We start from the raw sequence: 23,736 nt of genomic DNA, 5'->3' as shown, positions 1-23,736 counted from the left end.
GGCCCCGCAGGGAGCAGGACTTGGCCGAAGGGCTTCTCGACTGGACCGCAGAGGGCGACCGCATCGCCGTCAGGGCGCGCGGCGCCTGGACGGCGGCGAACGCGTCGGTGCTCGAGCCGCTTGTCGGCGGGGTCGAGGCGCGCCGGGCGCGCGCCCTGGCGGTCGACGTGGCCGGGATCGGCGAGCTCGACACCTTCGGGGCCTGGCTGGTGGAGCGGCTCGTCCGCAGCGCGGGGAGCGCGGAGCTCAGCGGTCTGAAGGACGACTTCCGCGGTCTCTACGAAAAGGTGGCGCAGGCGAACCGCCGGCAGAGCACCATGCCGCCGCCCGCCCGCGGTCCGCTGGCGTGGCTCGGACGCGTCGGGCTCTCCATGGCCGAGGTGGGCACCGACCTCGGCGGGTTCGTGGCCATGCTGGGCGCGATCGCGACCGTGTTCGTCAAGGCCGTCGTCCGGCCGGCCCGACTCCGGCTGACCGCGCTCGTCCATCACCTCGACCGGGTGGCGCTGCAGGCCGTTCCGATCATCGTGCTGGTCACCTTCCTGATCGGCGGGATCATCGCCCAGCAGGGCTTCTTCCATTTCCGCAAGTTCGGCGCCGAGGACTACGTCGTCGACATGGTCGGCATCCTGGTGCTCCGCGAGATCGGCGTGCTGATCGTCGCCATCATGGTGGCGGGGCGGTCGGGAAGCTCCTACACGGCCGAGCTCGGCTCGATGAAGATGCGCGAGGAGATCGACGCGCTCAGCACGATGGGCCGCGACCCGATCGAGATCCTGATCCTGCCGCGCGTCCTGGCCCTGGTCATCGGCCTGCCGATCCTGGCTTTCATAGGCTCCATGGCCGCCCTCTACGGCGGCCTGCTGGTCGCCTGGTTCTACGGCGGCATGGACCAGACGATCTTCGTGGCGCGGCTCAAGGAGGCGATCTCGCTGACGCATTTCAACGTCGGCATGATCAAGGCGCCCTTTATGGCGCTGGTGATCGGCACGGTCGCCTGCAGCGAGGGCATCAAGGTCAAGGGCAGCGCGGAGTCCCTGGGCCTGCGGACCACCGCCTCCGTCGTCAAGTCGATCTTCCTCGTGATCGTGCTCGACGGCATCTTCGCGATCTTCTTCGCCTCGATCGGGATGTGACCGGCATGGCCCTCCGGACCGACGGACTCGCGATCAGCGTCGAAGGGCTGACGGTCGGCTTCGGACCGCGCACGGTGCTCGACGGGCTCGACCTGGAGGTCCGGCGCGGGGAGATCCTTGGGCTCGTGGGCGCGTCGGGCGGCGGCAAGTCCGTGCTGCTCAGGACCATGATCGGCCTCGTCCCGAAACGGAAGGGGCGGATCGAGATCCTGGGCGTCGACGTGGACGACGCCGCCGATAGGGAGGGGCACAGGGCCCTGGAGCGGCGCTGGGGCGTGCTGTTCCAGCACGGGGCGCTGTTTTCGTCGCTGACCGTGCTCGAGAACATCCAGTTTCCGATGCGCGAATATCTCGACCTGTCGGACCGGCTCATGCGCGAGGTGGCCTCCGCCAAGCTGGAGATGGTCGGGCTCGGTCCGGACGATGCCGGCAAGTTCCCGTCCGAGCTCTCGGGCGGCATGATCAAGCGGGTGGCCCTGGCGCGGGCGCTGGCGCTCGACCCGGAGATCGTCTTCCTGGACGAGCCCACCTCGGGGCTCGACCCGATCGCCGCCACGGAGTTCGACATGCTGATCCGGCAGCTCCAGCGGACGCTGGGACTGACGGTCTTCATGGTGACGCACGATCTCGACAGCCTCGCGAAGGTCTCGGACCGCATCGCGGCGCTGGCCGGCGGCCGGATCGTGGCCATCGGAACCCTGGACACCATGCTCGCCTGCGAGCATCCCTGGGTTCGATCCTACTTCCGCAGTGAGCGGGCGCATGGCCTGGGGCGCCCCCACGCAACACAGCCGGCCTGAGGCTCGACGATGGAAACGGACGCGCGATACGGGATCATCGGGGCCTTCACGCTGGCAGTCATTGGCGCGGCCTTCCTGTTCGTGTTCTGGATGCACACGACGGGCGGGCTGGGCGAACAGTCGGTCTACCAGATCCGCTTCGCCGGATCGGTCTCGGGGCTCAGGCCGGGGTCATCTGTGCTCTTCAACGGGATCCGTGTAGGCGAGGTGCTCGATCTCAGCCTCGTCCCGGAGGACAGCTCGCGCGTGCAGGCTACGGTCTCGGTCAACCGGGGGACGCCGATCCACACCGACACGCAGATCGCGGTGGAGACGCAAGGGCTGATGGGCTCGCCCTCCATCCTGCTCAGCGGCGGCACGGGCCCGCTCGCCGTCGGGCAGGCCGGACGGCCGCCGCTGCTCGACGCCGACCCGAACGCCACGGAGACGCTGACGCGGTCGGCCGGTAGCGCGCTCAAGAAGCTCGACCTGATCCTGGCCGAGAACGCTGAGCCACTGAACAACGCCATCGTCAAGTTCGGCACCTTCGCGGAGGCGCTCGCGCGCAACTCGGAACGGCTCGACAACATCGCGGCGGGCCTGGAGCGCATGGTCGGCAGCAGCGCCAAGAAGCCGCCCGTGGTCTACGACCTGACGGCCCCGGCCTCCTTCGATCCGCCCGTCAAGGCGCCGGCCGGCAAGGTGACGGTCGCCGAGCCGACCGCGCTCGTGGTGTTCGACACCCAGAAGGTTCTGGTCAGCCCGCAGGCCGGGGAGCGCACGCCGCTGGAAGAGGGCCAGTGGAGCGACTCGATCCCCAAGATGCTGCAGGCGAAGGTCATCCAGAGCTTCGAGAACGCCGGCCAGATCGACAGCGTCTCGCGACCGAGCGATCTCGGGTCCGCGGAGGTCCAGCTCTCGCTCGACATCCGGAACTTCCAGGTCTCGCAGCCGGACAAGACGGCTCTGGTGGAGTTCGCGGCGCGGCTCCTCGATTCCGACGGCAAGATCAAGGCCGCGCGCCTCTTCAAGCAAACGGCCCCGGTGGCGGGCGCGGACTCCGCCTCCGCGGCCCGGGCGCTCGACGCCGCCTTCGGCAAGGCGGCGACGGAGCTGGTCCGCTGGACGTCGGAGGCGGAGTGAGGGCCGCGCCGGCGCGTTCCGGACGTCAGTGGATCTCCGGTTCGGGCAGCGGCTCGGTGCCTTCCAGGAAATCGTAGTCGCAGCCCTTGTCGGCCTGGGTGACGTGGGCGGCGTGGAGCCGGACCCAGCCACGCGGCTCCGGCCGCGTCTTCGGCACGTAGGCGGCGAGGCGCGCGGCGAGCTCCGCGTCGGAGATCTCCAGTCGGATGGACCGGGCCTCGACGTCGACCGCGACGATGTCGCCGGTGCGGACGGCGGCGAGCGGACCGCCCACATAGGCCTCGGGCGCAACGTGCAGGATGCAGGCGCCGTAGCTGGTGCCGCTCATGCGCGCGTCGGAGATGCGCACGAGGTCGCGGACGCCCTGCTTCAGGAGCTTCCTGGGGATAGGCAGCATGCCCCATTCGGGCATGCCGGGGCCGCCGACCGGACCGGCGTTGCGGAGCACCATCACGCTGTCGGGCGAGCAGTCCAGGGTCTCGTCGTTCACGGCCTTCAGCATCTCGTCGTAGCTGTCGAAGACGAGCGCCGGACCGCGGTGCTTCAGGAGGCGCGGCTCGGCCGCGGTCGGCTTGATGATGCAGCCGTCCGGGGCGATGTTGCCGCGCAGGACCGCGATACCGCCGCCGGCCGCGATCGGGCGGTCGAGGGGGCGGATGACGTCGTCGTTCCAGACCTTGGCGTCGGCGAAATTCTCGCCGAGGGTCCGGCCCGTGACGGTCATCTCGCCGTTCTTCAGGACCGGCGCCAGGGTCTTGAAGAAAGCCGCGAAGCCGCCCGCATAGTGGAAGTCCTCCATCAGGAACTCGCCGGAGGGGCGCAGGTTGGCGATGACGCCGACCGCGTTCGACAGGCGCTCGAAGTCGTCGAGCGTCAGGTCCACGCCGGCGCGGCGCGCCATGGCGAGGACGTGGACGATGCCGTTGGTCGACCCGGCCATGGCCATCAGGGCCACGATGGCGTTGTGGAAGGAGCCGGCGGTGAGGATGCGCTTCGGGGTCAGGTCGTCCCAGACCATCTGGACGATGCGCTCGCCGCAGGCGGTCGCCATGCGGGAATGGGCGCTGTCGGCGGCCGGGATCGACCCGGCGCCGGGCAGCATCATGCCCATGGCCTCGACGATGCCGGCCATCGTGGAGGCGGTGCCCATGGTCATGCAGGTGCCGAAGGAGCGGGCGATGCCGGACTCCATCTCGCGCCAGTCGGCCTCCGTGATGGTGCCGGCCTCCTTGTCGGCCCAGTATTTCCAGACGTCGGAGCCCGAGCCGAGGACGCGGCCGCCCCAGTTGCCGCGCAGCATCGGGCCGGCGGGCAGGAAGATCGCCGGCAGGTCCATGGAGATCGCGCCCATCAGCAGGCCTGGCGTGGTCTTGTCGCAGCCGCCGAGCAGGACGGCCCCGTCGACCGGGTGGGAGCGCAGCAGTTCCTCGGTCTCCATGGCGAGGAAGTTGCGGTAGAGCATGGTGGTCGGCTTGACCATGCTCTCGGAGAGGGAGATCGCCGGCAGTTCGACGGGGAAGCCGCCCGCCGCCCAGATGCCGCGCTTGACCTCTTCGGCGCGGGTGCGCAGGTGGGTGTGGCAGGGGTTGAGGTCGCTCCAGGTGTTGATCAGCGCGATGACGGGCTTGCGGGCGAAGTCCTCGTATCGGTAGCCCATCTGCAGGGTGCGCGAGCGGTGGCCGAAGGAGCGCAGGTCGGTGGCGCCGAACCAACGGTGGCTGCGCAGGGTCTCGGGGGTCTTGCGGGTCATGCTCGGGTCCTTCAGGCGGCGGTGCGCAGGCCGTCGCGGGCCCAGGCGTCCAGGATCGTGGCGAGAGCGTCGGCGTCGGCCGGGTCCAGGCGGGGCAGGCCGGGCAGGCGCACGGGGCCGACCGGGTAGCCCTGCCGCTCCAGCGCGGCCTTGACGACCGTGACGTTGGCGCCATTCCCATAGCGGGTGCGCAGGCTCTCGAAGAGCGCGATGGTGTCGACGAGGGCGCGCGCGTTGGCCGCCCTGCCCTCCTCCAGCGCGCGCCAGATGGCGAGCGAGCGGGCCGGGTCGACATTGACGAGCCCCGAGGTGAAGCCGCGGGCGCCGACCGCGTAGAACGGGCCGGCCCAGCCCTCGGCGAGGCCGCAGACCCAGAGAGCCGACGTCTCGGATGCAGCCCGCACGCATTCCGCCAGCAGCATGAGGTTCGGCGTGGCGAATTTAACCGCGGCGATGTTGGGGTGCTCGGCGAGGCCGGCGAGGAGCTTCAGGCTCATGGCGTCGGAGCGGACGTAGGCGACGACCGGGATCGTCAGGGCGTCGGCCACCGCCTCAAAATAGGCCGCCTGGGACTGCGGGGCCGCGAAGGGGTCGAGCGGCTGGTGGACCATGACGGCGTCGGCGCCGCCGGCGGCCGCACGGCGGCCGAGTTCGACGGCCTCCTTCAGCGACCGGCCGACCCCGGCGGTGACCATGGCGCGGCCGGCGTTCGCGGCGATGCAGCCGTCGTGCACGAGGCGGACCTCGTCGGGGGTCAGGGCGTAGAACTCGCCGGTGTTGCCGGCCGACACGATATTGTGGATCCCCCCGGCGGCGATGCGGTCGACCACCCGCGCCAGCAGGGCCCGGTCGACGGCGCCCTCGGCGTCGTAGGGCGTGACGTGCACGCCGGAAATGCCGCCGAGGGCGGCGCGGATCTCAACGGGGGTCATGGCTCGGGTCCTTCTCGAAAGGGGGCGGGCGCAGGCCTTGGCCCGGCTTTGGAAATCGGCTAGGCCGCCGGGGGGCGAGCCGGCGACGCGAAGACCGGGCGGGCCCTGCGAGGAGCAGTCCATGAAGATCGAGCATCCGACCGTGACGCCGCTGATCGACCTGCCGCTCGGCTGCGGCGAGGGGCCGACCTGGGACGAGGAGACGGGCACGCTGCTCTTCGTCGACATCCCGGCGCCGGCGCTGTTCCGGCTCGACCCCGCCACGCTGAAGCTCGAGCGGCACGACATGCCGAGCGCGATCGGCAGCTTCGGGCTGATGGCCGGCGGCAAGGCCGTGGTCGCGCTGAAGCACGGGATCCACATCTACGACTTCGCCCGGCGCAGCCTCGATCTCCTGTGCCACCCGGAGCCCGACCGGCCGACCAACCGCTACAACGACGGAAAGGTCGCCCCGGACGGACGCTTCTGGGTCGGGACGATGGACGACCGCCCGGAGCGGCAGCCGATGGCGGCGCTGTATCGGGTGGAGGCCGACGGCCGTTTCCAGAAGATCCTGGACGGGCTCACGGTTTCGAACGGGCTCGCATGGTCGCCGGACGGGCGGACCCTGTGGCACTCGGACTCCAGCCAGAAGTGGGTCGAGACCTTCGCGTACGACCTCGCCAACGGCGGCGTCTCCAACCGGCGCCAGGTCTGCGTGCTGGAAAACGAGGACGGGCGGCCGGACGGAGCGGCCTGCGACGCGGAGGGCTTCTACTGGTCGGCCGGGGTCTCGGCGGGCTGCCTCAACCGGATCGCGCCGGACGGCACGCTCGAGCGCAAGCTCGTCATGCCGATGCCGGCGCCGACCATGCCCTGCTTCGGCGGCAAGGACCTGAAGACGCTCTATGTCACGTCCCTCACGACCGACCGGACCGGCACCAAGGTCGCGGGCACGCTGGTGGCGCTGGCGTCCGACGTGGCGGGGGCGCCGATCGCGCGCTTCGGCGAGCGCCTGCCGGGGCTCTGAGGGGGGACGGCACGCCCCCCTTCCCGCCCCCGCGCGGCGGGGGGCGGGCGTCAGCGCCGGCTGGCCGTGCCGACCCGCCATCACCCGACCTCGGGACCGGTGAAGCGCGCGGCCTCCTCGGCGATGGCCTTGTGCAGCAGGTCCAGGTCGGCGGCGGTCGAGGGCAGGCGGCCGAACCAGTTGTTGAAGCCGTGCGTGACCCCCTGGACGTGGCGCAGGCGGTAGCGGATGCCGGCCTCGGCCAGCCGGCGGGCGAAGAGCGCGGCATCGTCGGCGAGCGGATCACATTCGGCGGCGAAGAGGATCGTCGGCGGGAAGCGGTCCGGCACCGGGTGCCGGGCGGGCGACAGGTCCGGGTGGGCCCGGTCCATGCCGGCGGGCACGTAGAGCTCGGCGAAGCGCTCCATGGAGGCGCGCTCGAGCTGGTAGCCGGTGCCGTAGAGGTCCACGGAGGGGCTGGACAGGGTGAGGTCCAGGCAGGGGCTCATCAGTGCCAGGAGCGCCACGGGGCAGCGCTTCCGCTCTATGAGGCGGAGCGTGGCGGCGACCGCCAGGCCGGCGCCCGCGCTGGTTCCGGCCACCGCCAGCGGCCCCCTGGGTACGCCGTCCACATAGCCCGCGGCGATGTCGGAGATCTGGTCCTCGACGTCCTCGATGGCCGCCGGCCAGGGATGCTCGGGCGCGAGGCGGTAGGAGATCGAGACGACCTGGGCGGGGATGCCGGCGGCCAGCCGGCGGGCCTCTGCGGCCGTCTCGTCGATGCCGCCGATCACGTAGCCGCCGCCATGGACGTAGACGACCACCGGCAGGGGCCCGGGAGCGTCGGGCGTGAAGACCCGGACGCGGCGGTGGCCGGCTCGGGTCTCGGCGGTGGCGTCGCGCTCCTCGGCGACCGTCGGGACCGCGTCGGTCTCGCGGAGTTCGGCCTGGCGCGAATAGATCGACCGCATGTCGGCGACCGTCTGCTCAGCCCGGGGCGGGACGGCGTTCGCCTGCTGCCAGGCGGCGATATCCCTCATCATCGCTTGCACGTCGTCTCGGAGCGGCATCGGGTCTCTCCCTTAGGCGAAGGCGTAGGAACCGTCTGGGCGCTTCGGCACCCGGCGCTGCCAGTGCACGTAGTCGTCGCGCGCGAGGACCTCCATGTCCATCTCCACGCCCCAGCCGGGTCGCTCCGGCCGGAGGTCGAGGTAGCCGTCCTTGGGCAGGTAGGGGTCGGCGACGTACTTGGCCGCGTCGATCTTGGCGACGAGGTCGTTGCCGCCGTAGGCGTAGACGGGGCCGGTCGGCAGGCGGTACTCGAGCACCAGGAAGTTCTGCTGGGCCGCGGAGAAGTGGACGTTCACGGCCGTCGCCAGCGGCCCCATCGGGTTGTGCGGGGCGACGGAGACATAGTGGGCCTCGGCGAGCGCCGCGATCCGGCGCATCTCGGTGACGCCGCCGACCACGCAGATGTCCGGCTGGACGATGTCGGCGCCTCGCGCATTTAGAAGCCGGAGGAACTCGAAGCGGCTGTAGAGGGATTCGCCGGTCGCGAGCCGGCAAACCAACTGCTTCTTCAGGTCGCCCCAGACCTCGATGTTCTCCGGCCGCAGCGGTTCCTCGAAGAACATGGGGTCGTAGGGGGCGAGCGCGTTGCCGAGCTGGACGGCCTGGATCGGCTCGAAGATCTTGGCATGGGCGTCGAAGGCGATGTCGTAGTCGGCGCGGATCGTCTCGCGCAGCTGACGGAAATACTCCGCGCTGGTGCGCACCACCTCACCCCAGCGATGGGCGTGGATGTCGATGCGCCAGGGCGAGAGCTTGAAGGCGGTGACGCCCCAGTCGGCGTTGAGCCGGTCGAGTTCGTCGCGGGCCTTGTCGGGATCGGGCGCGGTGTAGACGCCGGAATAGACCCGGACACGGTCGCGCACGGCGCCGCCGAGGAGCCGGTAGACGGGGACCCCGAGGGCCTTGGCGGAGATGTCCCAGAGGCAGTGGTCGATGGCGGAGATCGCCGCGAGCCCGAGGGCGCCCGGCGGAAAGCGGCACTGCTGGACCATCAAGTTGACCAGGAAGTCGACGCGGGTCGGGTCCTGGCCCTGGATGAAGCCCATCAGGTAGTCGAGCAGCGGCGGCAGGGCCTTGTCGGGGCCGTGGTTGTAGCACTCGCCCCAGCCGGTCAGGCCGTCGTCGGTGTCGAGCGCCACGACGACGCGCGGGCGGTCCTTGTCGCGGGTCATGTAGACCCGCATGCGATCGATCTTCATGTCACCGGCTCACTTGGAGGCATCGAAATAGACCCCGCGGCGGAGGCGGGTCTGGGTGTAGACGTGCTCGCGGAAGGTGCCCGCCGCGTAGCTCTGGCCCTTCTCGGTCACCGGCACCATGAGGTTGCCCTCGGAGGGGAAGCGGGCCACGAAGGCCTCGTCGATGTCGCAGCCGAGGCCGGGGGCGTCCGGGACGGTGATCCAGCCGTTCTCCTGTTTCGGATGGGGCACGATCGTCTCGTAGCGGCCCGGCCAGTCGTCCTCGATGCGCTCCAGGATGAGGGCGTTGGGGATCGAGGCCATCAGGTGCAGGGCGGCGTATTCGGCGACCGGGCCGAGCGAGCCGGAATGGGGGGCCATCATGATGTGATGGGCCTCCGCCATGGCGGCGATCTTCTTCATCTGGGTGATGCCGCCGGCGCGGCCGGTGTCGGGCTGGAGCACGTCGACGAGGTCGTTCTCGATCAGTTCGCGCTCCCCGAAGATGGTCGCCATACGCTCACCGGCGGCCAGCGGCACGTGGGCGGAGTCGCGGATGCGGCGGTAGCCGTCGAGGTTCTCGGGCGCGATCGGGTCCTCGATCCAGAGGAGATTGTAGGGCTCGAGGGCGCGGGCGAGGCGGGCGGCGTCGGCTGGGGTCATCCACGGGGGCCCGTGCAGGTCGATGGCGATGTCCATCTCGTCGCCGACCGCCTCGCGCAGCATCGCAACCTTGCGGACGGGGTCGGACACGCCGCCGCACTTGATGGTCATGATGCCGCGCTCCTTGGCGGAGAGCGCGATGCGGGCGGAGTTGGCGTGGGTGTAGATGCGGACCTTGTCGCGCACCTTGCCGCCGAGCAGGTTCCAGACGGGGGTGCCGAGCGCCTTGCCCTTGATGTCCCAGAGCGCCATGTCGATGCCCGTCATGGCGCCGGCCCCGACCGTGCCGAGCATGCCGTGGCCCATCATGGCGATCTGCATCTTCTGCCAGAGCCGCTCGATGTGGGTCGGATCCTCGCCGACCAGGATCGCGCTCATGTCCTTCACGGCCGTCTCGATCACGCGCGGCCAGCCGGAGCACTCGCCGATGCCTGTGATCCCGGCGTCGGTGTAGACCTTGACGAAGAGCCAGTTGCGGTAGCCCGACAGCTTGTTGAGGTCGGTCCGGTTGCCGGAATTGCCGTCGGAGGCCCACTTCTCGGGGTCCGGCTGGCCGGCATGCATGAGGAAGGTACGGATCTCGGTGATCTTCATCGTGGCGCTCCGGGGAGGATCGAAGGCTCAGGCATGGCGACGGTCTGGTCGGCCCGGGTTCCAGGTCCGGGCGTCCGCCCGGCCCCGGGCACGCCGGGCGCCGGAAGATGTCTCGCCGGGACCGCGCGGCATCGCGGACCTCATGCGCTCTTCGCGGCGCCCGGGCCGGTGTAGCGGACGCGGGCGTGGATGGAGCGATGGCGGGGGTCGGGGCGTGGGATCGCGGAGATCAGGGCCTTGGTGTAGTCGTGGACCGGGCGGTCGCAGACCTGCTCGGCCTCGCCGACCTCGACGAGGCGGCCCCGGTACATGACGGCGACGCGGTCGCACATGTAGCGGATGACGCCGATGTCGTGGCTGATGAAGACATAGGCGAGGTTCAGCTCGTCCTGGAGCCTCATCAGCAGGTCGAGGACCTGGAAGCGCAGTGACACGTCGAGGGCCGACGTGGCTTCGTCGGCGACGATGACGCGCGGTTTCAGCGCGATGGCGCGTGCGATTCCGATGCGCTGGCGCTGGCCGCCCGAGAAGGCGTGCGGGTAGCGTTCGCGCCAGGACGGGTCGAGGCCGACCTGTTCCATCAGATGGGCGACGCGGTCGTCGAGCTCGCGGCCCTTGGCGATGCCGTTGACGAGGAGCGGCTCACCGATCACCTGGGCGACGGTCATGCGCGGATTGAGCGAGCCGAAGGGGTCCTGGAAGATCATCCGGACCTCGCGGCGCATCTGCTTCAGCTCCTCGCCGGTCGCCTTGGCGAGGTCGAGCTGCGCGCCGTCGGGGCGGCGATACGTGATGACGCCCTCGGTCGGGTCGTAGAGGCGGACGAGGCAGCGGCCCATGGTGGTCTTGCCGGACCCGGATTCGCCGACGATGCCGAGGGTCTCGCCGGGGCGGACCGACAGGGAGACGCCGTCGACCGCCTTGGTGGCGCCGAAATGCATGGCGAGGTCGCGGACCTCGATGACGGGGGGGCGGTCGGCCGGGATCGGCGGGCGGGCGAGGCGGATCTCTGCCTTCGACTCGAGCTTCAGCACCGAGCCGATCAGCATCTTCGTGTAGGGGTCCTGCGGCGCGTGGAAGATGGTCTCCACGTCGGCATATTCCTTGACCTTGCCGTAGTGCATGACCAGCACGTCGTCGGCGATCTCGGCGACCACGCCCATGTCGTGGGTGATGAACATCACGGCCATGCCGTGGGACTTCTGCAGGCGCTTGATGAGGTCGAGGATCTCGGCCTGGGTCGTCACGTCGAGTGCTGTGGTCGGCTCGTCGGCGATGAGGAGCAGCGGCTCGCAGGCAAGCGCCATGGCGATCATGGCGCGCTGGCGCATGCCGCCGGAAAACTCGAAGGTGTAGCGGTCGATGGCCTTGTCGGGGTTGGGAATCTCGACCTGGCGCAGGAGGTCGACGGCGCGCTCGCGGGCGGCCTTCTTGGACATGCCGAGGTGGAGGCGCAGCACCTCGACGATCTGGTCGCCGACGGTGTGGACGGGCGACAGCGACGACATCGGCTCCTGGAAAATCATGGCGATGTCCCGGCCACGGACGGCGCGGATCTCGCGCCCGCGCGGATCGAGCCGGGCGAGGTCGACGCTCGATCCGTCGGCGCGGGACAGGATGATCTCGCCGTCCTCGATCCGGCCCGGGGCGTCGACGATCTGCAGGATGGAACGGGCAGTCACGCTCTTGCCCGAACCGGACTCGCCAACCACGCAGAGGGTCTTGCCGCGCTCGACCTTGAAGGATACGCCGTCGACGGCCTTCACGGTGCCGTTGCGCACGGCGAAGTGGGTGACGAGGTTCTTGACCTCGAGGACCGGGCGCGGGCTGGCGACGGTCAGGTTCGGGCGGGGCTTCGGCTGCTGCATGGGTCCCGTCCCGTCACTTGTTGTAGGGGTCGGCCGCGTCGCGCAGGCCGTCGCCGAGGAGGTTCAACGCCATGACGGCGACCACCACCGCGGCGCCGGGCGCGAAGAGCCAGGGAGCGGTCGCGATCGAGCGGATGTTCTGCGCCTCGCGCAGGAGCACGCCCCAGGAAATGGTCGGCGGCTGAAGCCCGAGGCCCAGGAAGGAGAGCGCGGTCTCGGCCAGGATCATCGCCGGGATCGCGAGCGTGATCGACGCGATGATGTGGGACGCGAAGCTCGGCAGCATGTGGCGGAAGATGATCCGCCCCTCCGAGCAACCGTCGAGCCGGGCGGCGGAGACGAACTCCTCGGTCCTCAGCGACAGGAAGCGGCCGCGCACGACGCGGGCGAGCTGGGCCCAGCCGGTCAGCGACAGGATGATGGTGATCATGAGGTACTGGGTAGTGGCCGGCCAGTCCTGGGGCAGGGCGGCCGCCATGGCGAGCCAGATCGGGATCGTCGGCAGGGCGAGGACGAACTCGATCACGCGCTGGATGGCGAAGTCGGTCTTGCCGCCGTAGTAGCCCGAGATGCCGCCGAGCACGATGCCGATCGCCAGGGACAGGAACACGCCGACGAGGCCGAGGGACAGCGAGATCTGCGCGCCTTGCGCGATGCGGCTCCAGACGCAGCGGCCGAGCCGGTCGGTGCCGATCGGGAAGAAGGGCGAGGCGGCGTCGGAGGTGGCGACCAGGTGGAGCTTCGATGCGAAGAGGCCCAGGAAGGACCAGGTATAGCCTTCGCCGAAGAAGACGAGCGGCACGCGCCTCGTCGTGTCGGCGACGAAGATGGGCTCGAGCGTCTCCGGGTCGCGGGTCAGCTTGGAGGGGTGGAAGTAGGGGCCGACGAAGCTGCCCTCGTGGAAGAAGTGGATGGCCTGCGGCGGCTGGTAGCCGGCGCGGGCGTTCTGCTGGTTCGGGTCGTTGATGGCGAAGAATCCCGGGACGGCCGCAACGATATAGAGCGCGATCGTCACGAAGAGGGCGACCATCGCGAGCTTGTGGCGGCGGAAGGCCCACCAGATCAGCGACCACTGGGAGGCGACCGCGAGGCGGGAGGCGGGGACTTCGGCAACGGTGACGTCGGTCATGGAGGCCTCCTCACTCGAGCCGAATGCGCGGGTCGACGAGCGCGAGCAGGATGTCGCTGACGAGCGAGCCGACGAGGGTCAGGCCGCAGATCAGGAGCACGAAGGCGCCGGCCAGGTACATGTCCTGCGCCATCAGGGACTGGAGCAGGAGCGGCGCTGCGGTCGGCAGGTTCAGGACGATGGCGACCACGATGGAACCGGACACGAGGTTCGGCAGCAGCCAGGCGATGGTCGAGATGAAGGGATTGAGGGCGAGGCGGACCGGATACTTCACCAGGAGACGGAACTCGGAGAGGCCCTTGGCACGGGCGGTCACCACGTAGGGCTTGTGGATCTCGTCCAGCATGTTGGCGCGCATGACGCGGATCAGGCTCGCGGTGCCCGAGACGGCCAGGATGATCACCGGGATCCAGAGGTGGTGGATAAGGTCGACGGTCTTCGCCCAGGACCAGGGCGCGTTCTGGAACTCCTCGGAGAAGAGGCCGCCGACGTCCTGGCCGAAATGCACGGCGGCGACGTACATCAGCACGAGCGCGAGCAGGAAGGACGGGATGGCGAGGCCGAGGAAGCTCAGCAGGGTGAAGAGATAGTCGCCGATGGAATACTTGCGGACCGCCGAGTAGACGCCGATCGGCAGCGCGATGGCCCAGGTCGCGATCAGGGTCGAGACGGTGAGGATCAGGGTCAGCGCCATGCGCTCCCAGATCAGTCCGGAGACGGGCTGCTGCCACTCGAAAGAGATGCCGAAGTCGCCGCGGGTGACGATGCCCCAGATCCACTTGACGTACTGGACGAACATCGGCTGGTCGAGGCCGAAGCGCTCGCGCAGGTCGCGGGCGGTGTTCTGGTCGACGATCTCGTTGGAGGCCGCGAGGGTCGCCACGTAGCTCGTCACGAAGTCGCCGGGCGGCAGCTGGATGAGCACGAAGGCCAGGAAGGACACCGCCAGCAGCGACGGGATCATCCAGGCCAGGCGCTTGAGGATGAACTTGAGCATCGTGGGCCTTCAGGCGGTCTCGAAGGGTCCGGTTGCCGGGTCACCGACCCGGCGTGGGCAGTTCGAAGTCCCGGCGTGCTCGCCTCGGCACCGCGGCGCCGGCGACGCGACGGGAAGGGCTGGCCCCGTCGGGGGCGCGGCTCGCCGCAAGGGGAAGGCACGGGGCCTCCCGGTCCGGCCGGGGCGGTCAGCCTCGGCCGGAAGAAGGGCGGGAGGGCCTGCCCTCCCGGCTCCCACGCTGGAGCGACCCTCGGATCAGGTGAAGAAGAACTGCTGCGGCATGGCCGGGCCGGGATTCGGCCAGGACCAGCTGTCCGGCGTCTTCGGCGGCACGTTCTGCAGGTTGTTCTTGACCACCCCGAAGGTGTTGACCGCCAGGCAGACCCCGATGGTCTCGAACTCGTCGGCGCAGATGTCGAAGATCTGCTTCATGATCGCGCCGCGCTTGGCGAGGTCGGCCGTCGCGCGGGCGTCGTCGAAGAGCTTCATGCGCTTCTTCTGGCTTTCCGGCGGCTCCTGGCCGTCCTTGCCGTTCGACACGTACCAGAGCGTCCAGGGGATCGCGTAGCGCGAACCCTGCGGGTGCTGGGCGAAGAAGTCGCGCGGGTCGAACATCGGGTCGAGGCCGCCGGGGCCCGGCCAGACGGCCGCGTCGTGATCGTTGGCGTCGCCGCGGGTGTAGTAGAGGGTCCGCTCGATCGTGTTGACTTTCACGTCGACGCCGATGGCCGCCCAGTGGCGCTTGACCAGTTCGAGCGTGTCGACCAGGTCCGGGTAGAGGGTCGGGATGACGTCGATGGCGAAGAAGACCTTCTGGCCGTCCGGACGCAGGCGGAAGCCGTCGCCGCCCTTCTTGTCGTAGCCGATCTTGTCCAGGATGGCGTTCGCCTGGGCCTTGTCGAGCTGGGTGTTCTGGCGGGCGAGCTTCTCGTGGTACCAGGGATGGCTCGGGCGCGGACCGGCCTGGTAGGGCTCGGACTGGCCGAGATAGACGAGCTCGATGATCTCCTTGCGGTCGATGCCGAGCGAGAGCGCCTTGCGGAACTCCTTGTTGGCGAACATGGCCCGCATGGCGGGATCCTTGTGGGTCATGTTCAGGTAGATCTGGCACTGCTGGGCGCCCGAGGGCTCCAGCTCGAGCAGGCGGTAGCCGCCCTTCTCCCGGTTCTTGGCCAGCGTCGGCTTGTTCGGCAGCGAGTTCACGTGCCGGTCCTGGATGTCGATCTTGCCGGAGACCACGTCCAGCATGAGGGATTCGACGTCCTGGCTGATGCCGAAGGTGAGCTGATCGATGTAGGGGAGCTGGTTGCCCGCCGTGTCGACCTGCCAGAAGTAGGGGTTGCGCTTCATCACCACGCGCGTGGCGCCGCCCACGTAGGGCTCGGTGACGACCCAGGGATCGAGGGTCGGCTTGTCCGGGTTGCCCCAGCGCGACGGGATCTCGATGTCGCCCATCTTGGCGCGGAAGAGGTCCGGCCAGCCGGAGACGTTCGCGGCCTTCACGAGGTCGGCGACGTTCGGGTTGTACTTCGGCACGAACTGCATGCCGTAGTGCTTCGGGAAGAGGGTCGGATGCTGGCCGAGCGGCGTGGCGAGCTGCTCGAGGAACAGCGCGTAGGGCTGCTTGAAGGTGAACTTGACGGTGGTGTCGTCGACCTTGGTGACGACCGCCGGCGCGCCGCCGATGGAGAGCTGGGAGGGCGCGGACTTGTAGAGGTCCGTGTTGAGCACGCAGTCGTTGATCGAGAAGAGGATGTCGTCGGCCGTGAAGGGCTTGCCGTCCGACCACTTCATGCCCTTGCGCAGGTAGAAGGTGAACTCGGTGGCATCGGCGTTGACGTCCCACTTCTCGGCAACGTTCGGGCGCACTTCCGTGAACTGCAGGTTCCAGCGCACGAGGCCCTGGTTGCCGACCATGCGGAGGATGCCGTTGTGGTCGGACGAACCGCGCAAGCCGCGCCGGAGCGAGCCGCCATAGGCGCCCACCTTGGAGAAGGGCTCGACGACCAGCGGGTTGGCCGGGAGGCGGTCGGCCAGCTTCGGCAGCTTGCCTTCGGCCGCGAGCTTGGCCAGTTCCGGCGCCTCGGCCTTGCCGGCCTGCGCGAAGGCGGCGCGACCGGCGAGCGGCAGCGCGGCCATGCCGGCCATGCCTTTCAGGATCGAGCGGCGCACGAGGCCGGGACGGCGCATGATGTCTTCCTGCATGGGTTCCCTCCCATCAGCGGGGCGTGTGTTCGGTCGCCGGGTCGTTGGATGCCCGGCGCGGCGACATGGGGGGAAGCTGTAGACCACGTGCCGGCGAATTACAAGTATTGACAAGTTCGGACAGCAATGGCCTTCTGCGGCCCTGAGGGTCTGCGGCGTCCCGGCATGGCCGGATTGCCGCAACGCACAAGAAATTCAGGCGCTTCTTTGCAGTGCAGCGAGGAGCCGCGGCCCGCCGCGCCGGCTCTTCGGGGTCTGCTCGTGCGGGCGGGGCGCCTGACAGGTCAGAACAACTCGCCGGACCAACCGGCCCTGGAGGGATGCACCGGCATGCCGTTCACCGAAGAGACCCGCGCCAAGTTCGCCGCCGTGTCGACCGCGACGCTCACGACCGTGCTCCTGAAGCGGGGCTTCCGCAATGTGTTCATCTCGGACCTCAAGCTGATCAACCCGGGCGCGCCGCGGCTCGTCGGGCCGGCCTATACGCTGCGCTACATCCCCTCGCGCGAGGATCTCGACCATCCCGGCGTGTTCGAGGACCGCGGACACCCGCAGCGGCGCGCCGTCGAGGAGTGCCCGCCCGGGCATGTGCTCGTCATCGACAGCCGCAAGGACCACCGGGCGGCGTCGGCGGGCGGCATCCTGGTCGCCCGCATGTACAAGCGCGGCGTGGCGGGGATCGTCTCCGACGGCGGCTTCCGCGACAGCCCCGACATCGCGGAACTGCCCTTTCCCGTCTACCATGTCGCCCCGGCGGCCCCGACGAACCTGATCCGTCACCACGCCATGGACCTCAATGTCCCGATCGGCTGCGGCGACGTTCCCGTCTATCCGGGCGACATCGTCGTCGGCGACGGCGAGGGCGTGGTGATCGTCCCGGGCGAGATCGCCGAGGCGGTCGCCGACGAGGCCTTCGAGCAGACGGTGTTCGAGGACTTCGTGCAGGAGCAGGTCATGGGCGGCCGCGGGATCTTCGGCATCTATCCGCCGGGACCCGAGGCCAAGGCCGAATTCGCGGCCTGGCGGGCGGCGCGCGGACGCTGAGACGGGAACGAGGGACGATGAGCCAGGTCGCCGACATCCTGACGCGGGACGACGGGGCGCCGGCGCGACTCTCCGGCACCGTCTACGACGCCATCGTGCAGTTCATCGCCAATGGCGATTTCGCGCTGAACAGCCGGCTGCCCTCTGAGGCGGAGCTGTCGGTCCGCTTCGGGGCGTCGCGGCCGGTGGTGCGCGAGGCGCTGGCGCGGCTACGCGAGGACGGGGTCATCGTCTCACGCAAGGGCTCGGGCTCCTACGTGACGCGGCGCCCCGACATGGCGGTCCTGAAGTTCACGCCGGTCGGCTCGCTCGCCGACGTGCAGCGCTGCTTCGAGTTCCGGGCCGGCCTCGAGCCGGCGGCCGCCGCGCTCGCCGCCATCCGCTGGCAGGACGAGCACCTCGCCGCGGTCAAGGGTGCGCTGGACTCGCTCGAGGACTGCCTGCAGCGGGGCGTGCTCGGTGCGGAGGAGGACAACCGCTTCCACGAGGCCATCGCGGAGGCGACTCGCAACCAGTACCACGTCTCGGTGCAGCGCTCGCTGAGGCCTCACATCGCGATCGGGATGAGCGTCACCCGGAACCTGAGCCTGATGCGCACCGAGGCGCGCATCCGCACCGTTCAGGACGAGCACGTGGCGATCTACGAGGCGATCCGGCGGCGCGACGCGGACGGCGCGCGCCGGGCCATGGAGACCCATGTGCTGAACGCCCGGCGCCGGATGTTCGAGGGAGTCGACGAATGACCAAGCCGGGGAATGCCCGGGGCCGGGTCGTCCTGACGGGCGGCGCGGGCAACGTGGCGCGCGCTCTGCGTCCGGAACTCGTGAAGGGCGGTATCGACGACCTCGTCCTTCTCGACCTGGCGGACCCGGGCGAGCTTCGGCCCGGCGAGCGGTGGTCGAGGACGGACATCACGGACCTGGAGGCGTTGACAGCGGCCCTGGCGGGGGCGCGGTCGGTCATCCACCTCGCGGGATTCCCGCGCGACGGCGAATTCGAGAGCATTCTGGCGATCAACGTGGTCGGCACCAGCAACCTCTACGAGGCGGCTCGGCGGGCCGGCGTGGAACGCGTGGTCTACGGCTCCAGCAATCACGCCACCGGCTTCTACCCGCGCTCGGCGACGGTGCGGCCCGAGGATCCGATGCGGCCGGACGGGCTCTACGGCCTGTCGAAGTGCTGGGGCGAGCTGACCGCCGGGCTCTATTTCGAGAAGTGCGGGATCCGGACGCTCGCCATCCGGATCGGCAACGCGCAGGAGCGGCCGACCAATCCGCGCAGCCTGCTGATCTGGATCAGCCCGCGCGACCTCGCGCAGCTCGTCTTCATCGGCCTCGACCACCCGGAGATCGACTGCCACACCGTGTGGGGAATCGGCGCGAGCGGCACGACCTGGTACGACAACTCGACGGCCGAGCGCCTCGGCTACCGGCCGCAGGACGTGCCGGCCGACTTCGCCGCCCCGGGCGCGCAGGAGCCGCGGGCGAGCGAGATGCCGGCCATCGAGGACCACTTCCAGGGCGCCATGTTCTGCATGTGGGGCCACGATGGGGTCGTGCGCCGGCGGCAGGGCGTCTAGGCCTCAGGGCACGAAGCGCTGGCCCGGCAGCAGGCGCACCACGGACGTCGGGTCGAAGGGGATGCGCGCCCCGTCGCGGATCTGCCATTGCTGGATGGCGTCGCTTCCGGGCCCGTAGCGCGGATCGCCGTGGGCGGGATTGTAGGCGAGGCCATCGGGATGCTTCGCGGTGAGTTCGTAAGTGTACTCGGTCGGGTTGGGCAGGCGCCTCAGGCCGTAGAGGGCGGCCCCGCTGGCCAGGAAACGGTCCGGGAGACCCAACGACGTCTCGATCTCGGCCGGCGTGAGGCCGGACAGGAAGCGGGCGAGCGTGATGTAGCCGCCGACGTCGTCCTGCGGGCCGCGGTCGAGCGGCACGACCTTCACGACCCGGTTCACGCCGCGCAAGGACCAGTTCTCCCGGCGGAGTTCCGACCGGATTTCCGCGCGCCAGTCCCTGTCCATCGCTCCCCTCCCCTACCCCTCAGCGTGGGTCGGTTCGGGGCCGCGGTCAATGCGGGACGGGCACCCGGGCCTCAGCCCTGCCAGTCGAGGCGGCTGACATGGGCGTTGCCGACCGCCAGACGGCGGAGGGTCCCGCCCGGCCAGAGGCGCAAGGTCAGGGTGGGGACGCCCTCCTCCATCTCGTAGGCGATCCAGGCGAGCGGCGTGTCGGCACGGGCAGAGGCGCCGAGCGCCTCCATGTGGGCCGTGATGGCCGCCTGCCCGTCGGCCGGAAAATACTGGAAGGCGATCGAGTGCTGCAGGACGCGGGCGACGCCGGGCTGGGGGGCGGCCCCGAGACGGGCCCGGACCCAGGCGGCGGCATCCATGGCGTCCACCTCGGGCGGGTGGCGGGCCGCGACCGCGAGGGCGGCCTCGAGCCGGGCGAGGCGCTCGGGCTGGTCGGGCCAGACATAGGCGGCGAGGCGCCGGCGCTCCTCAGGATCGGCGATGCGGATGGGGGTGAGGTCGCAGCCGCGGCGGCTCACGACGAGGGGATCCGGGCCTTCGGGAGCGGCGCCCCGCCATTCGGGGCGGAGGCGCACGGGCGACGCGGGGTCGCCGAAGAGACGACCGCCGAGGTCGTAGGCGTAGCGGTCGAGGTTGAGGTTGAGGCCCGCGCTGGCGCCGACCTCGTGGACGGCGAGAGGCAGGCCGGTCAGGCCCGCCACCGTGACGAGGCCGGCATAAAGGGCGGCCGAGCGGCCGACCTCGTTGGTCTGCGGCGGGCGGTCGATCCAGGGGCGGATCTCGGCGTCGGCCTCCGCGAGCGTCGCCCCGAGGGCGGCGGCGAGGCCGTCGGCATCGGGCATCGGGTTCGGCGGGTAGAGCGGGGCGAGGCGCGGCAGCCGGCCGGCACGGACGAGGCCGTGCAGGGCGCCGCCGAGGCGGAGGGGCACCGAGTCCGCCAGGGCTCCGGCCGCCCCCGGCCAGTCCAGGATGGCGCGGCCGGTCTGGGTCGACCGGTCCAGGGCTGCGGCGGCGGCACGCATCACCGCGGCCGTGAAGGGCGAGCCGAGCCGGTCGCACCAGGCCGCCTGTTCCTCGAAGTCCTTCCGGATCCGTTCGTCCGTCATGGCGGGCCTCCTCTACCGGGACGAAGCCAGGATGGACGGCTTGACGGCATGATCAATCTTGATTCCTATCGTCAAGATGAGACAGCTCCTCACCGCCCGCGAGGCGGCGGCCGAACTCGGGATCAGCGTGGCGTCGCTCTACGCCTATGTGAGCCGCGGTCTCGTCCGTTCGCAGGCGCAGCCCGGGACGCGGCTCCGGGGCTATGACGCGGCCGACGTGCGGGCGCTCCGGGGACGGGCCGCCGCGGGGCCCGCGGCCGGGGAGGCCGGAGCGCCCTCCATCGAGACCGCCCTCACCCTCATCCAGGCCGATCGGCTCCACTACCGCGGCATCGACCTCGAGCGGCTGGCCGCCGAGGCGCGCTTCGAGACGGTCGCGGCCCTCCTCTGGGGCGTCGGTGATGCGGATCCGTTCGCCGACACGGCGTTCGTGCCGGTCCTCGCGGCGCCCCCGGAGGCGAGCCTGGCGTCACGGCTGATCGTCGACCTGACGGTCGCCTCCGACCGCGATCCGGCCGGCTTCGCGAAAGGTCCCGGCGCGATCGCGCGGACCGGCGCGCGCATCCTGCGGCAGCTCACCGCGACGGTCTCGGGCTCGGTGGCGGCGCCGGGCTCGATCTCGGCGGGGCTGGCGGCGGGTTGGGGGCGCGTCTCGGCCGAGCCCGCGATCCGGGCGGCCCTGATCGCCACCGCGGACCACGAGCTCGCCGCATCGACCTTCGCGGTGCGGGTGGCGGCCTCGACGGGGGCGTCGCCCTGGCGGGCGGTGTCGGCCGGCCTCGCGTGCCTGGACGGTCCCCGCCACGGCGGGATGGCCGAGCGCGTCGCGGCCATGCTGGACGGCATCGCCGGACCGGAGGACGCCGAGGCGGCGCTCGCGGCTCGGCTGCGGCGCGGGGAGGACCTGCACGGCTTCGGCCATCCGCTCTACCGCGAGGCGGATCCCCGGGCCGGCGTGCTGCTCCGCGCCGCGCGGCGGCTCGCCCCCGATGCGCCCGCGGTGCGGCTGGCCGAGGCCGTGGTCGCCTCCGCCCGGCGCCTGACCGGGCTCTTCCCGAACGTCGATTTCGGCCTAGTCACGATCGCCCGGGCGGCGGGCCTGCCGGCCGCGGCGCCGCTCGCGCTGTTCGCGATCGGCCGCACGGCAGGGTGGATCGGCCACGTGATCGAGCAGGCGGGGGACGCGGCGCTGATCAGGCCGCGCGCCCGCTACGTCGGGCCGCTCCCCGACTGAGAAAAATCCCCGCCCCGCAGGGCTGTTGGTACGGCAAGGGGGATTCGCGGAAGGGCTTCCAGGTTGTATATTGTAAAATGGATGTGAGGTCGGCGCGCGGCGGGCCGGCGGAGGGGGAAGGCCATGAGCCTCGGCGTGCGCCTGGCGGTGCTGGGCGGACTGACGCTTCTGCCGGTGGTGGGCATGCAGGCGCTGAACCAGTTTGACCTGCGGCGCGCGCGGGAAGCCGAGGTGAGGGCGAGCGTCATGCAGCAGGCCGAGCGCCTCGCGGGCGAGCAGGCCCGTCTGTTCGACGGCATCCGGCTCGTGCTCAAGACCCTCGCGGAGATCGACGAGGTCCGCAGCGGCGAACCGGCCGCCTGCGTGTCGACGCTTGCGGCCGTGCGGTCCGCCCACGACGGGTTCGAGGCGATCGGGGTGGCCGACAAGACCGGGCGGGTGACCTGCGCGTCGCACCGCACGCCGGCGGACGGGGAGTTGCCGGCGATCTCGGACCGGGGCTACTTCCGCCGGGCGCTGGAGGGCCAGGACTTCGCGGTCGGGACCTACGCGTATGGACGTCAGACCCGGACTCACGTGATCCACATGGCGCATCCCTATCGGGACGCCGAGGGACAGACGGTCGGGGTGGTCTTCATCGCGCTCAGCCTCGACTGGCTCGCGCGCCAGCTCGACGGCCCGGCCTGGAACAGCGACAGGGCCTTCTCGATCGCGGATGCCGGCGGCACCATGCTGGTGCGCCTGCCCGACCAGGAGCGCTTCGTGGGCAAGCCGTTCCCGGCCGACCTTTGGGCGGCGACCCACGAGGCGCGGGAGCCGGGGACCTTCGACGCCGTCTCGCCGCTCGACGGCGTCCGCCGGATCGTCGGCTACGTGCCGCCGAGCCTCGGGCCGGGCGGCCTCTACGTGGGGGTCGGCTACAGCCGCTCGGCGGCCTTCGCGGCGCTGGACGCGGCGACCTTCCGGGACATCGCGGCGGCGGCCGCCGCGACGCTGCTGGCTCTCTTCTTCGCCTGGTTCGTCGGACGGCGGCTGATCCGGCGTCCGGTCTCGGACCTGATCGCGCTCACCGAGCGGTGGCGGGCCGGGGACCTCTCGGTGCGGAGCGGCGCGCGCGGGGACACCGAGTTCGGGCAGCTCGGCGCCGCCTTCGACGCGCTGGCGAACGACCTCCAGGCCGCCCTAGAGCACAAGGACGTGCTCCTCCGCGAGTTGAACCACCGCATCATGAACAGCCTCCAGACCATCGCGAGCCTGTTCAAGCTACAGTCGCGCTCGGTCACCGACCCGACCGCGCGCCGGCAGTTCGACGTGGCGGTCGGGCGCATCAACTCGGTGGCGCTCGCCTACCGGCGCATGCACACGGCCGGCGGCATCGAGACGGTCGACTTCACCGGCTTCGTGCGCGAGCTCTGCCAGGACCTGTCGCGCTCGCTGATGCCGGACGGCGAAACCTGCCGCGTCGACGCGGACCCGGTCGTGCTCGTGCCCGAGCAGGCGATGTCCCTGGCGCTCGTGGTCAACGAGCTCGTCACCAACGCGATCAAGCACGGCGGGCCGGGGTCGGCCATCACGGTCAAGCTGGGCCGGTCCTCCGAGGGCTGCCGCCTCGCCGTGCGCAACCGGGGCAGCCTGCCGCCGGACTTCCGCGCCGACGACCGGCGCGGCTTCGGCATGCAGATGGTCAACGCGATGATGCGGCAGCTCGAAGGGCGCCTGGAGGTCTCCTCGATCGCCGGCGAGACGGAATTCGCCGTGACCTTCGTGCCCAGGCCGCCGGCCGAGGTGGAGCTCGCCGTTCTCGCCTCGACGGCAGGAACCGCGCGGGCCGGGTGACCGCCGGCGCGGCCTCTGCTATGCGGACGCCCGGAGCCCGGCCCGTCGGCC

Annotated in this window: 20 protein-coding genes; 9 read left to right on the top strand and 11 right to left on the bottom strand. The window is 70.7% G+C overall.

Translation table 11 applies throughout. From position 1 onward, the window contains the following. The first annotated feature begins 20 nt into the window (after positions 1-20). From WBG79_RS02995 to WBG79_RS02985, 3 genes are read left to right on the top strand one after another with little or no spacing between them, the layout of a single operon-like run. Positions 21-1,136, top strand: coding sequence for an MlaE family ABC transporter permease (locus WBG79_RS02995; RefSeq protein ID WP_337355623.1), 1,116 nt, complete (start codon positions 21-23; stop codon positions 1,134-1,136). A 5-nt stretch (positions 1,137-1,141) separates the two neighbouring features. Further along, a complete protein-coding gene (locus WBG79_RS02990; protein ID WP_337355622.1) occupies positions 1,142-1,936 on the top strand; it encodes an ABC transporter ATP-binding protein in 795 nt (264 codons plus the stop codon). Between the two features lie 9 nt (positions 1,937-1,945). Further along, on the top strand, positions 1,946-3,058 hold the full coding sequence (locus WBG79_RS02985; protein ID WP_337355621.1) for an ABC-type transport auxiliary lipoprotein family protein: 1,113 nt from the start codon (positions 1,946-1,948) through the stop codon (positions 3,056-3,058). A gap of 25 nt (positions 3,059-3,083) precedes the next feature. On the opposite strand, the gene araD is transcribed toward WBG79_RS02985, so the two are convergent. Continuing rightward, positions 3,084-4,808 (bottom strand): L-arabinonate dehydratase, encoded by a 1,725-nt coding sequence (gene araD, locus WBG79_RS02980; protein WP_337355620.1) that lies wholly within the window; start codon positions 4,806-4,808, stop codon positions 3,084-3,086. An 11-nt stretch (positions 4,809-4,819) separates the two neighbouring features. After that, entirely contained in the window at positions 4,820-5,740 is a 921-nt protein-coding gene (locus WBG79_RS02975; protein ID WP_337355619.1) for a dihydrodipicolinate synthase family protein, read from the bottom strand. Between the two features lie 121 nt (positions 5,741-5,861). Between WBG79_RS02975 and WBG79_RS02970 the strand changes: the two genes are divergently transcribed. Then, a complete protein-coding gene (locus WBG79_RS02970) occupies positions 5,862-6,749 on the top strand; it encodes an SMP-30/gluconolactonase/LRE family protein (protein ID WP_337355618.1) in 888 nt (295 codons plus the stop codon). 80 nt (positions 6,750-6,829) lie between these two features. Here WBG79_RS02970 and WBG79_RS02965 read toward each other — a convergent pair whose 3' ends face one another. The 7 genes from WBG79_RS02965 to WBG79_RS02935 form a co-directional block, all read right to left on the bottom strand. Further along, positions 6,830-7,798, bottom strand: coding sequence for an alpha/beta hydrolase (locus WBG79_RS02965; RefSeq protein WP_337355617.1), 969 nt, complete (start codon positions 7,796-7,798; stop codon positions 6,830-6,832). Positions 7,799-7,810: 12 nt separating this feature from the next. Beyond that, positions 7,811-8,998: a mandelate racemase/muconate lactonizing enzyme family protein gene (locus tag WBG79_RS02960; RefSeq protein ID WP_337355616.1), complete on the bottom strand. Its 1,188-nt coding sequence runs from the start codon at positions 8,996-8,998 to the stop codon at positions 7,811-7,813. A gap of 9 nt (positions 8,999-9,007) precedes the next feature. Continuing rightward, positions 9,008-10,234: a mandelate racemase/muconate lactonizing enzyme family protein gene (locus WBG79_RS02955; protein ID WP_337355615.1), complete on the bottom strand. Its 1,227-nt coding sequence runs from the start codon at positions 10,232-10,234 to the stop codon at positions 9,008-9,010. 140 nt (positions 10,235-10,374) lie between these two features. Continuing rightward, the gene (locus WBG79_RS02950; protein ID WP_337355614.1) at positions 10,375-12,102 is read right to left on the bottom strand and encodes an ABC transporter ATP-binding protein; all 1,728 of its coding nucleotides are present in this window, start codon (positions 12,100-12,102) and stop codon (positions 10,375-10,377) included. Between the two features lie 13 nt (positions 12,103-12,115). After that, positions 12,116-13,231, bottom strand: a complete 1,116-nt coding sequence (locus WBG79_RS02945) for an ABC transporter permease (RefSeq protein WP_337355613.1) — start codon at positions 13,229-13,231, stop codon at positions 12,116-12,118. A 10-nt stretch (positions 13,232-13,241) separates the two neighbouring features. Beyond that, positions 13,242-14,228, bottom strand: coding sequence for an ABC transporter permease (locus WBG79_RS02940; RefSeq protein ID WP_337355612.1), 987 nt, complete (start codon positions 14,226-14,228; stop codon positions 13,242-13,244). 255 nt (positions 14,229-14,483) lie between these two features. Beyond that, positions 14,484-16,433, bottom strand: coding sequence for an ABC transporter substrate-binding protein (locus WBG79_RS02935; RefSeq protein WP_337355611.1), 1,950 nt, complete (start codon positions 16,431-16,433; stop codon positions 14,484-14,486). 330 nt (positions 16,434-16,763) lie between these two features. Here WBG79_RS02935 and WBG79_RS02930 point away from each other — a divergent pair, with 330 nt between their 5' ends. Genes WBG79_RS02930 through WBG79_RS02920 form a run of 3 tightly spaced genes read left to right on the top strand, consistent with a single transcriptional unit; the run spans position 16,764 to position 19,056 of the window. Continuing rightward, the gene (locus WBG79_RS02930; protein ID WP_337355610.1) at positions 16,764-17,477 is read left to right on the top strand and encodes a ribonuclease activity regulator RraA; all 714 of its coding nucleotides are present in this window, start codon (positions 16,764-16,766) and stop codon (positions 17,475-17,477) included. 17 nt (positions 17,478-17,494) lie between these two features. Beyond that, a complete protein-coding gene (locus WBG79_RS02925) occupies positions 17,495-18,220 on the top strand; it encodes a FadR/GntR family transcriptional regulator (RefSeq protein WP_337355609.1) in 726 nt (241 codons plus the stop codon). Beyond that, positions 18,217-19,056, top strand: coding sequence for an NAD-dependent epimerase/dehydratase family protein (locus tag WBG79_RS02920; RefSeq protein WP_337355608.1), 840 nt, complete (start codon positions 18,217-18,219; stop codon positions 19,054-19,056). Before WBG79_RS02925 ends, WBG79_RS02920 begins: the two co-directional genes overlap by 4 nt. A 3-nt stretch (positions 19,057-19,059) precedes the next feature. Here the strand turns inward: WBG79_RS02920 and WBG79_RS02915 are convergent, their stop codons facing one another. Further along, the gene (locus tag WBG79_RS02915; RefSeq protein ID WP_337355607.1) at positions 19,060-19,500 is read right to left on the bottom strand and encodes a hypothetical protein; all 441 of its coding nucleotides are present in this window, start codon (positions 19,498-19,500) and stop codon (positions 19,060-19,062) included. A 71-nt stretch (positions 19,501-19,571) separates the two neighbouring features. Next, positions 19,572-20,615: a DUF2332 domain-containing protein gene (locus WBG79_RS02910; protein WP_337355606.1), complete on the bottom strand. Its 1,044-nt coding sequence runs from the start codon at positions 20,613-20,615 to the stop codon at positions 19,572-19,574. A gap of 76 nt (positions 20,616-20,691) precedes the next feature. On the opposite strand from WBG79_RS02910, the gene WBG79_RS02905 reads away from it, so the two are divergent. Both WBG79_RS02905 and WBG79_RS02900 read left to right on the top strand, forming a co-directional pair. Then, positions 20,692-21,849: a citrate synthase gene (locus tag WBG79_RS02905; RefSeq protein WP_337355605.1), complete on the top strand. Its 1,158-nt coding sequence runs from the start codon at positions 20,692-20,694 to the stop codon at positions 21,847-21,849. Positions 21,850-21,972: 123 nt separating this feature from the next. Continuing rightward, positions 21,973-23,685 (top strand): sensor histidine kinase, encoded by a 1,713-nt coding sequence (locus tag WBG79_RS02900; RefSeq protein WP_337355604.1) that lies wholly within the window; start codon positions 21,973-21,975, stop codon positions 23,683-23,685. The last annotated feature ends 51 nt before the right edge of the window (positions 23,686-23,736 follow it).

Origin of the sequence: Prosthecomicrobium sp. N25 (assembly GCF_037203705.1) — a bacterium.
GTDB lineage: Bacteria > Pseudomonadota > Alphaproteobacteria > Rhizobiales > Ancalomicrobiaceae > Prosthecodimorpha.
This window is presented reverse-complemented; position numbering and strand designations above follow the sequence as displayed.

Excerpts from the sequence above, each read along its gene's own strand:
- WBG79_RS02990 (WP_337355622.1), top strand. The coding sequence starts at position 1,142 with ATGGCCCTCCGGACCGACGGACTCGCGATCAGCGTCGAAGGGCTGACG.
- WBG79_RS02985 (WP_337355621.1), top strand. The coding sequence starts at position 1,946 with ATGGAAACGGACGCGCGATACGGGATCATCGGGGCCTTCACGCTGGCA.
- araD (WP_337355620.1), bottom strand. The coding sequence starts at position 4,808 with ATGACCCGCAAGACCCCCGAGACCCTGCGCAGCCACCGTTGGTTCGGC.
- WBG79_RS02975 (WP_337355619.1), bottom strand. The coding sequence starts at position 5,740 with ATGACCCCCGTTGAGATCCGCGCCGCCCTCGGCGGCATTTCCGGCGTG.
- WBG79_RS02970 (WP_337355618.1), top strand. The coding sequence starts at position 5,862 with ATGAAGATCGAGCATCCGACCGTGACGCCGCTGATCGACCTGCCGCTC.
- WBG79_RS02965 (WP_337355617.1), bottom strand. The coding sequence starts at position 7,798 with ATGCCGCTCCGAGACGACGTGCAAGCGATGATGAGGGATATCGCCGCC.
- WBG79_RS02960 (WP_337355616.1), bottom strand. The coding sequence starts at position 8,998 with ATGAAGATCGATCGCATGCGGGTCTACATGACCCGCGACAAGGACCGC.
- WBG79_RS02955 (WP_337355615.1), bottom strand. The coding sequence starts at position 10,234 with ATGAAGATCACCGAGATCCGTACCTTCCTCATGCATGCCGGCCAGCCG.
- WBG79_RS02950 (WP_337355614.1), bottom strand. The coding sequence starts at position 12,102 with ATGCAGCAGCCGAAGCCCCGCCCGAACCTGACCGTCGCCAGCCCGCGC.
- WBG79_RS02945 (WP_337355613.1), bottom strand. The coding sequence starts at position 13,231 with ATGACCGACGTCACCGTTGCCGAAGTCCCCGCCTCCCGCCTCGCGGTC.
- WBG79_RS02940 (WP_337355612.1), bottom strand. The coding sequence starts at position 14,228 with ATGCTCAAGTTCATCCTCAAGCGCCTGGCCTGGATGATCCCGTCGCTG.
- WBG79_RS02935 (WP_337355611.1), bottom strand. The coding sequence starts at position 16,433 with ATGCAGGAAGACATCATGCGCCGTCCCGGCCTCGTGCGCCGCTCGATC.
- WBG79_RS02930 (WP_337355610.1), top strand. The coding sequence starts at position 16,764 with ATGCCGTTCACCGAAGAGACCCGCGCCAAGTTCGCCGCCGTGTCGACC.
- WBG79_RS02925 (WP_337355609.1), top strand. The coding sequence starts at position 17,495 with ATGAGCCAGGTCGCCGACATCCTGACGCGGGACGACGGGGCGCCGGCG.
- WBG79_RS02920 (WP_337355608.1), top strand. The coding sequence starts at position 18,217 with ATGACCAAGCCGGGGAATGCCCGGGGCCGGGTCGTCCTGACGGGCGGC.
- WBG79_RS02915 (WP_337355607.1), bottom strand. The coding sequence starts at position 19,500 with ATGGACAGGGACTGGCGCGCGGAAATCCGGTCGGAACTCCGCCGGGAG.
- WBG79_RS02910 (WP_337355606.1), bottom strand. The coding sequence starts at position 20,615 with ATGACGGACGAACGGATCCGGAAGGACTTCGAGGAACAGGCGGCCTGG.
- WBG79_RS02905 (WP_337355605.1), top strand. The coding sequence starts at position 20,692 with ATGAGACAGCTCCTCACCGCCCGCGAGGCGGCGGCCGAACTCGGGATC.
- WBG79_RS02900 (WP_337355604.1), top strand. The coding sequence starts at position 21,973 with ATGAGCCTCGGCGTGCGCCTGGCGGTGCTGGGCGGACTGACGCTTCTG.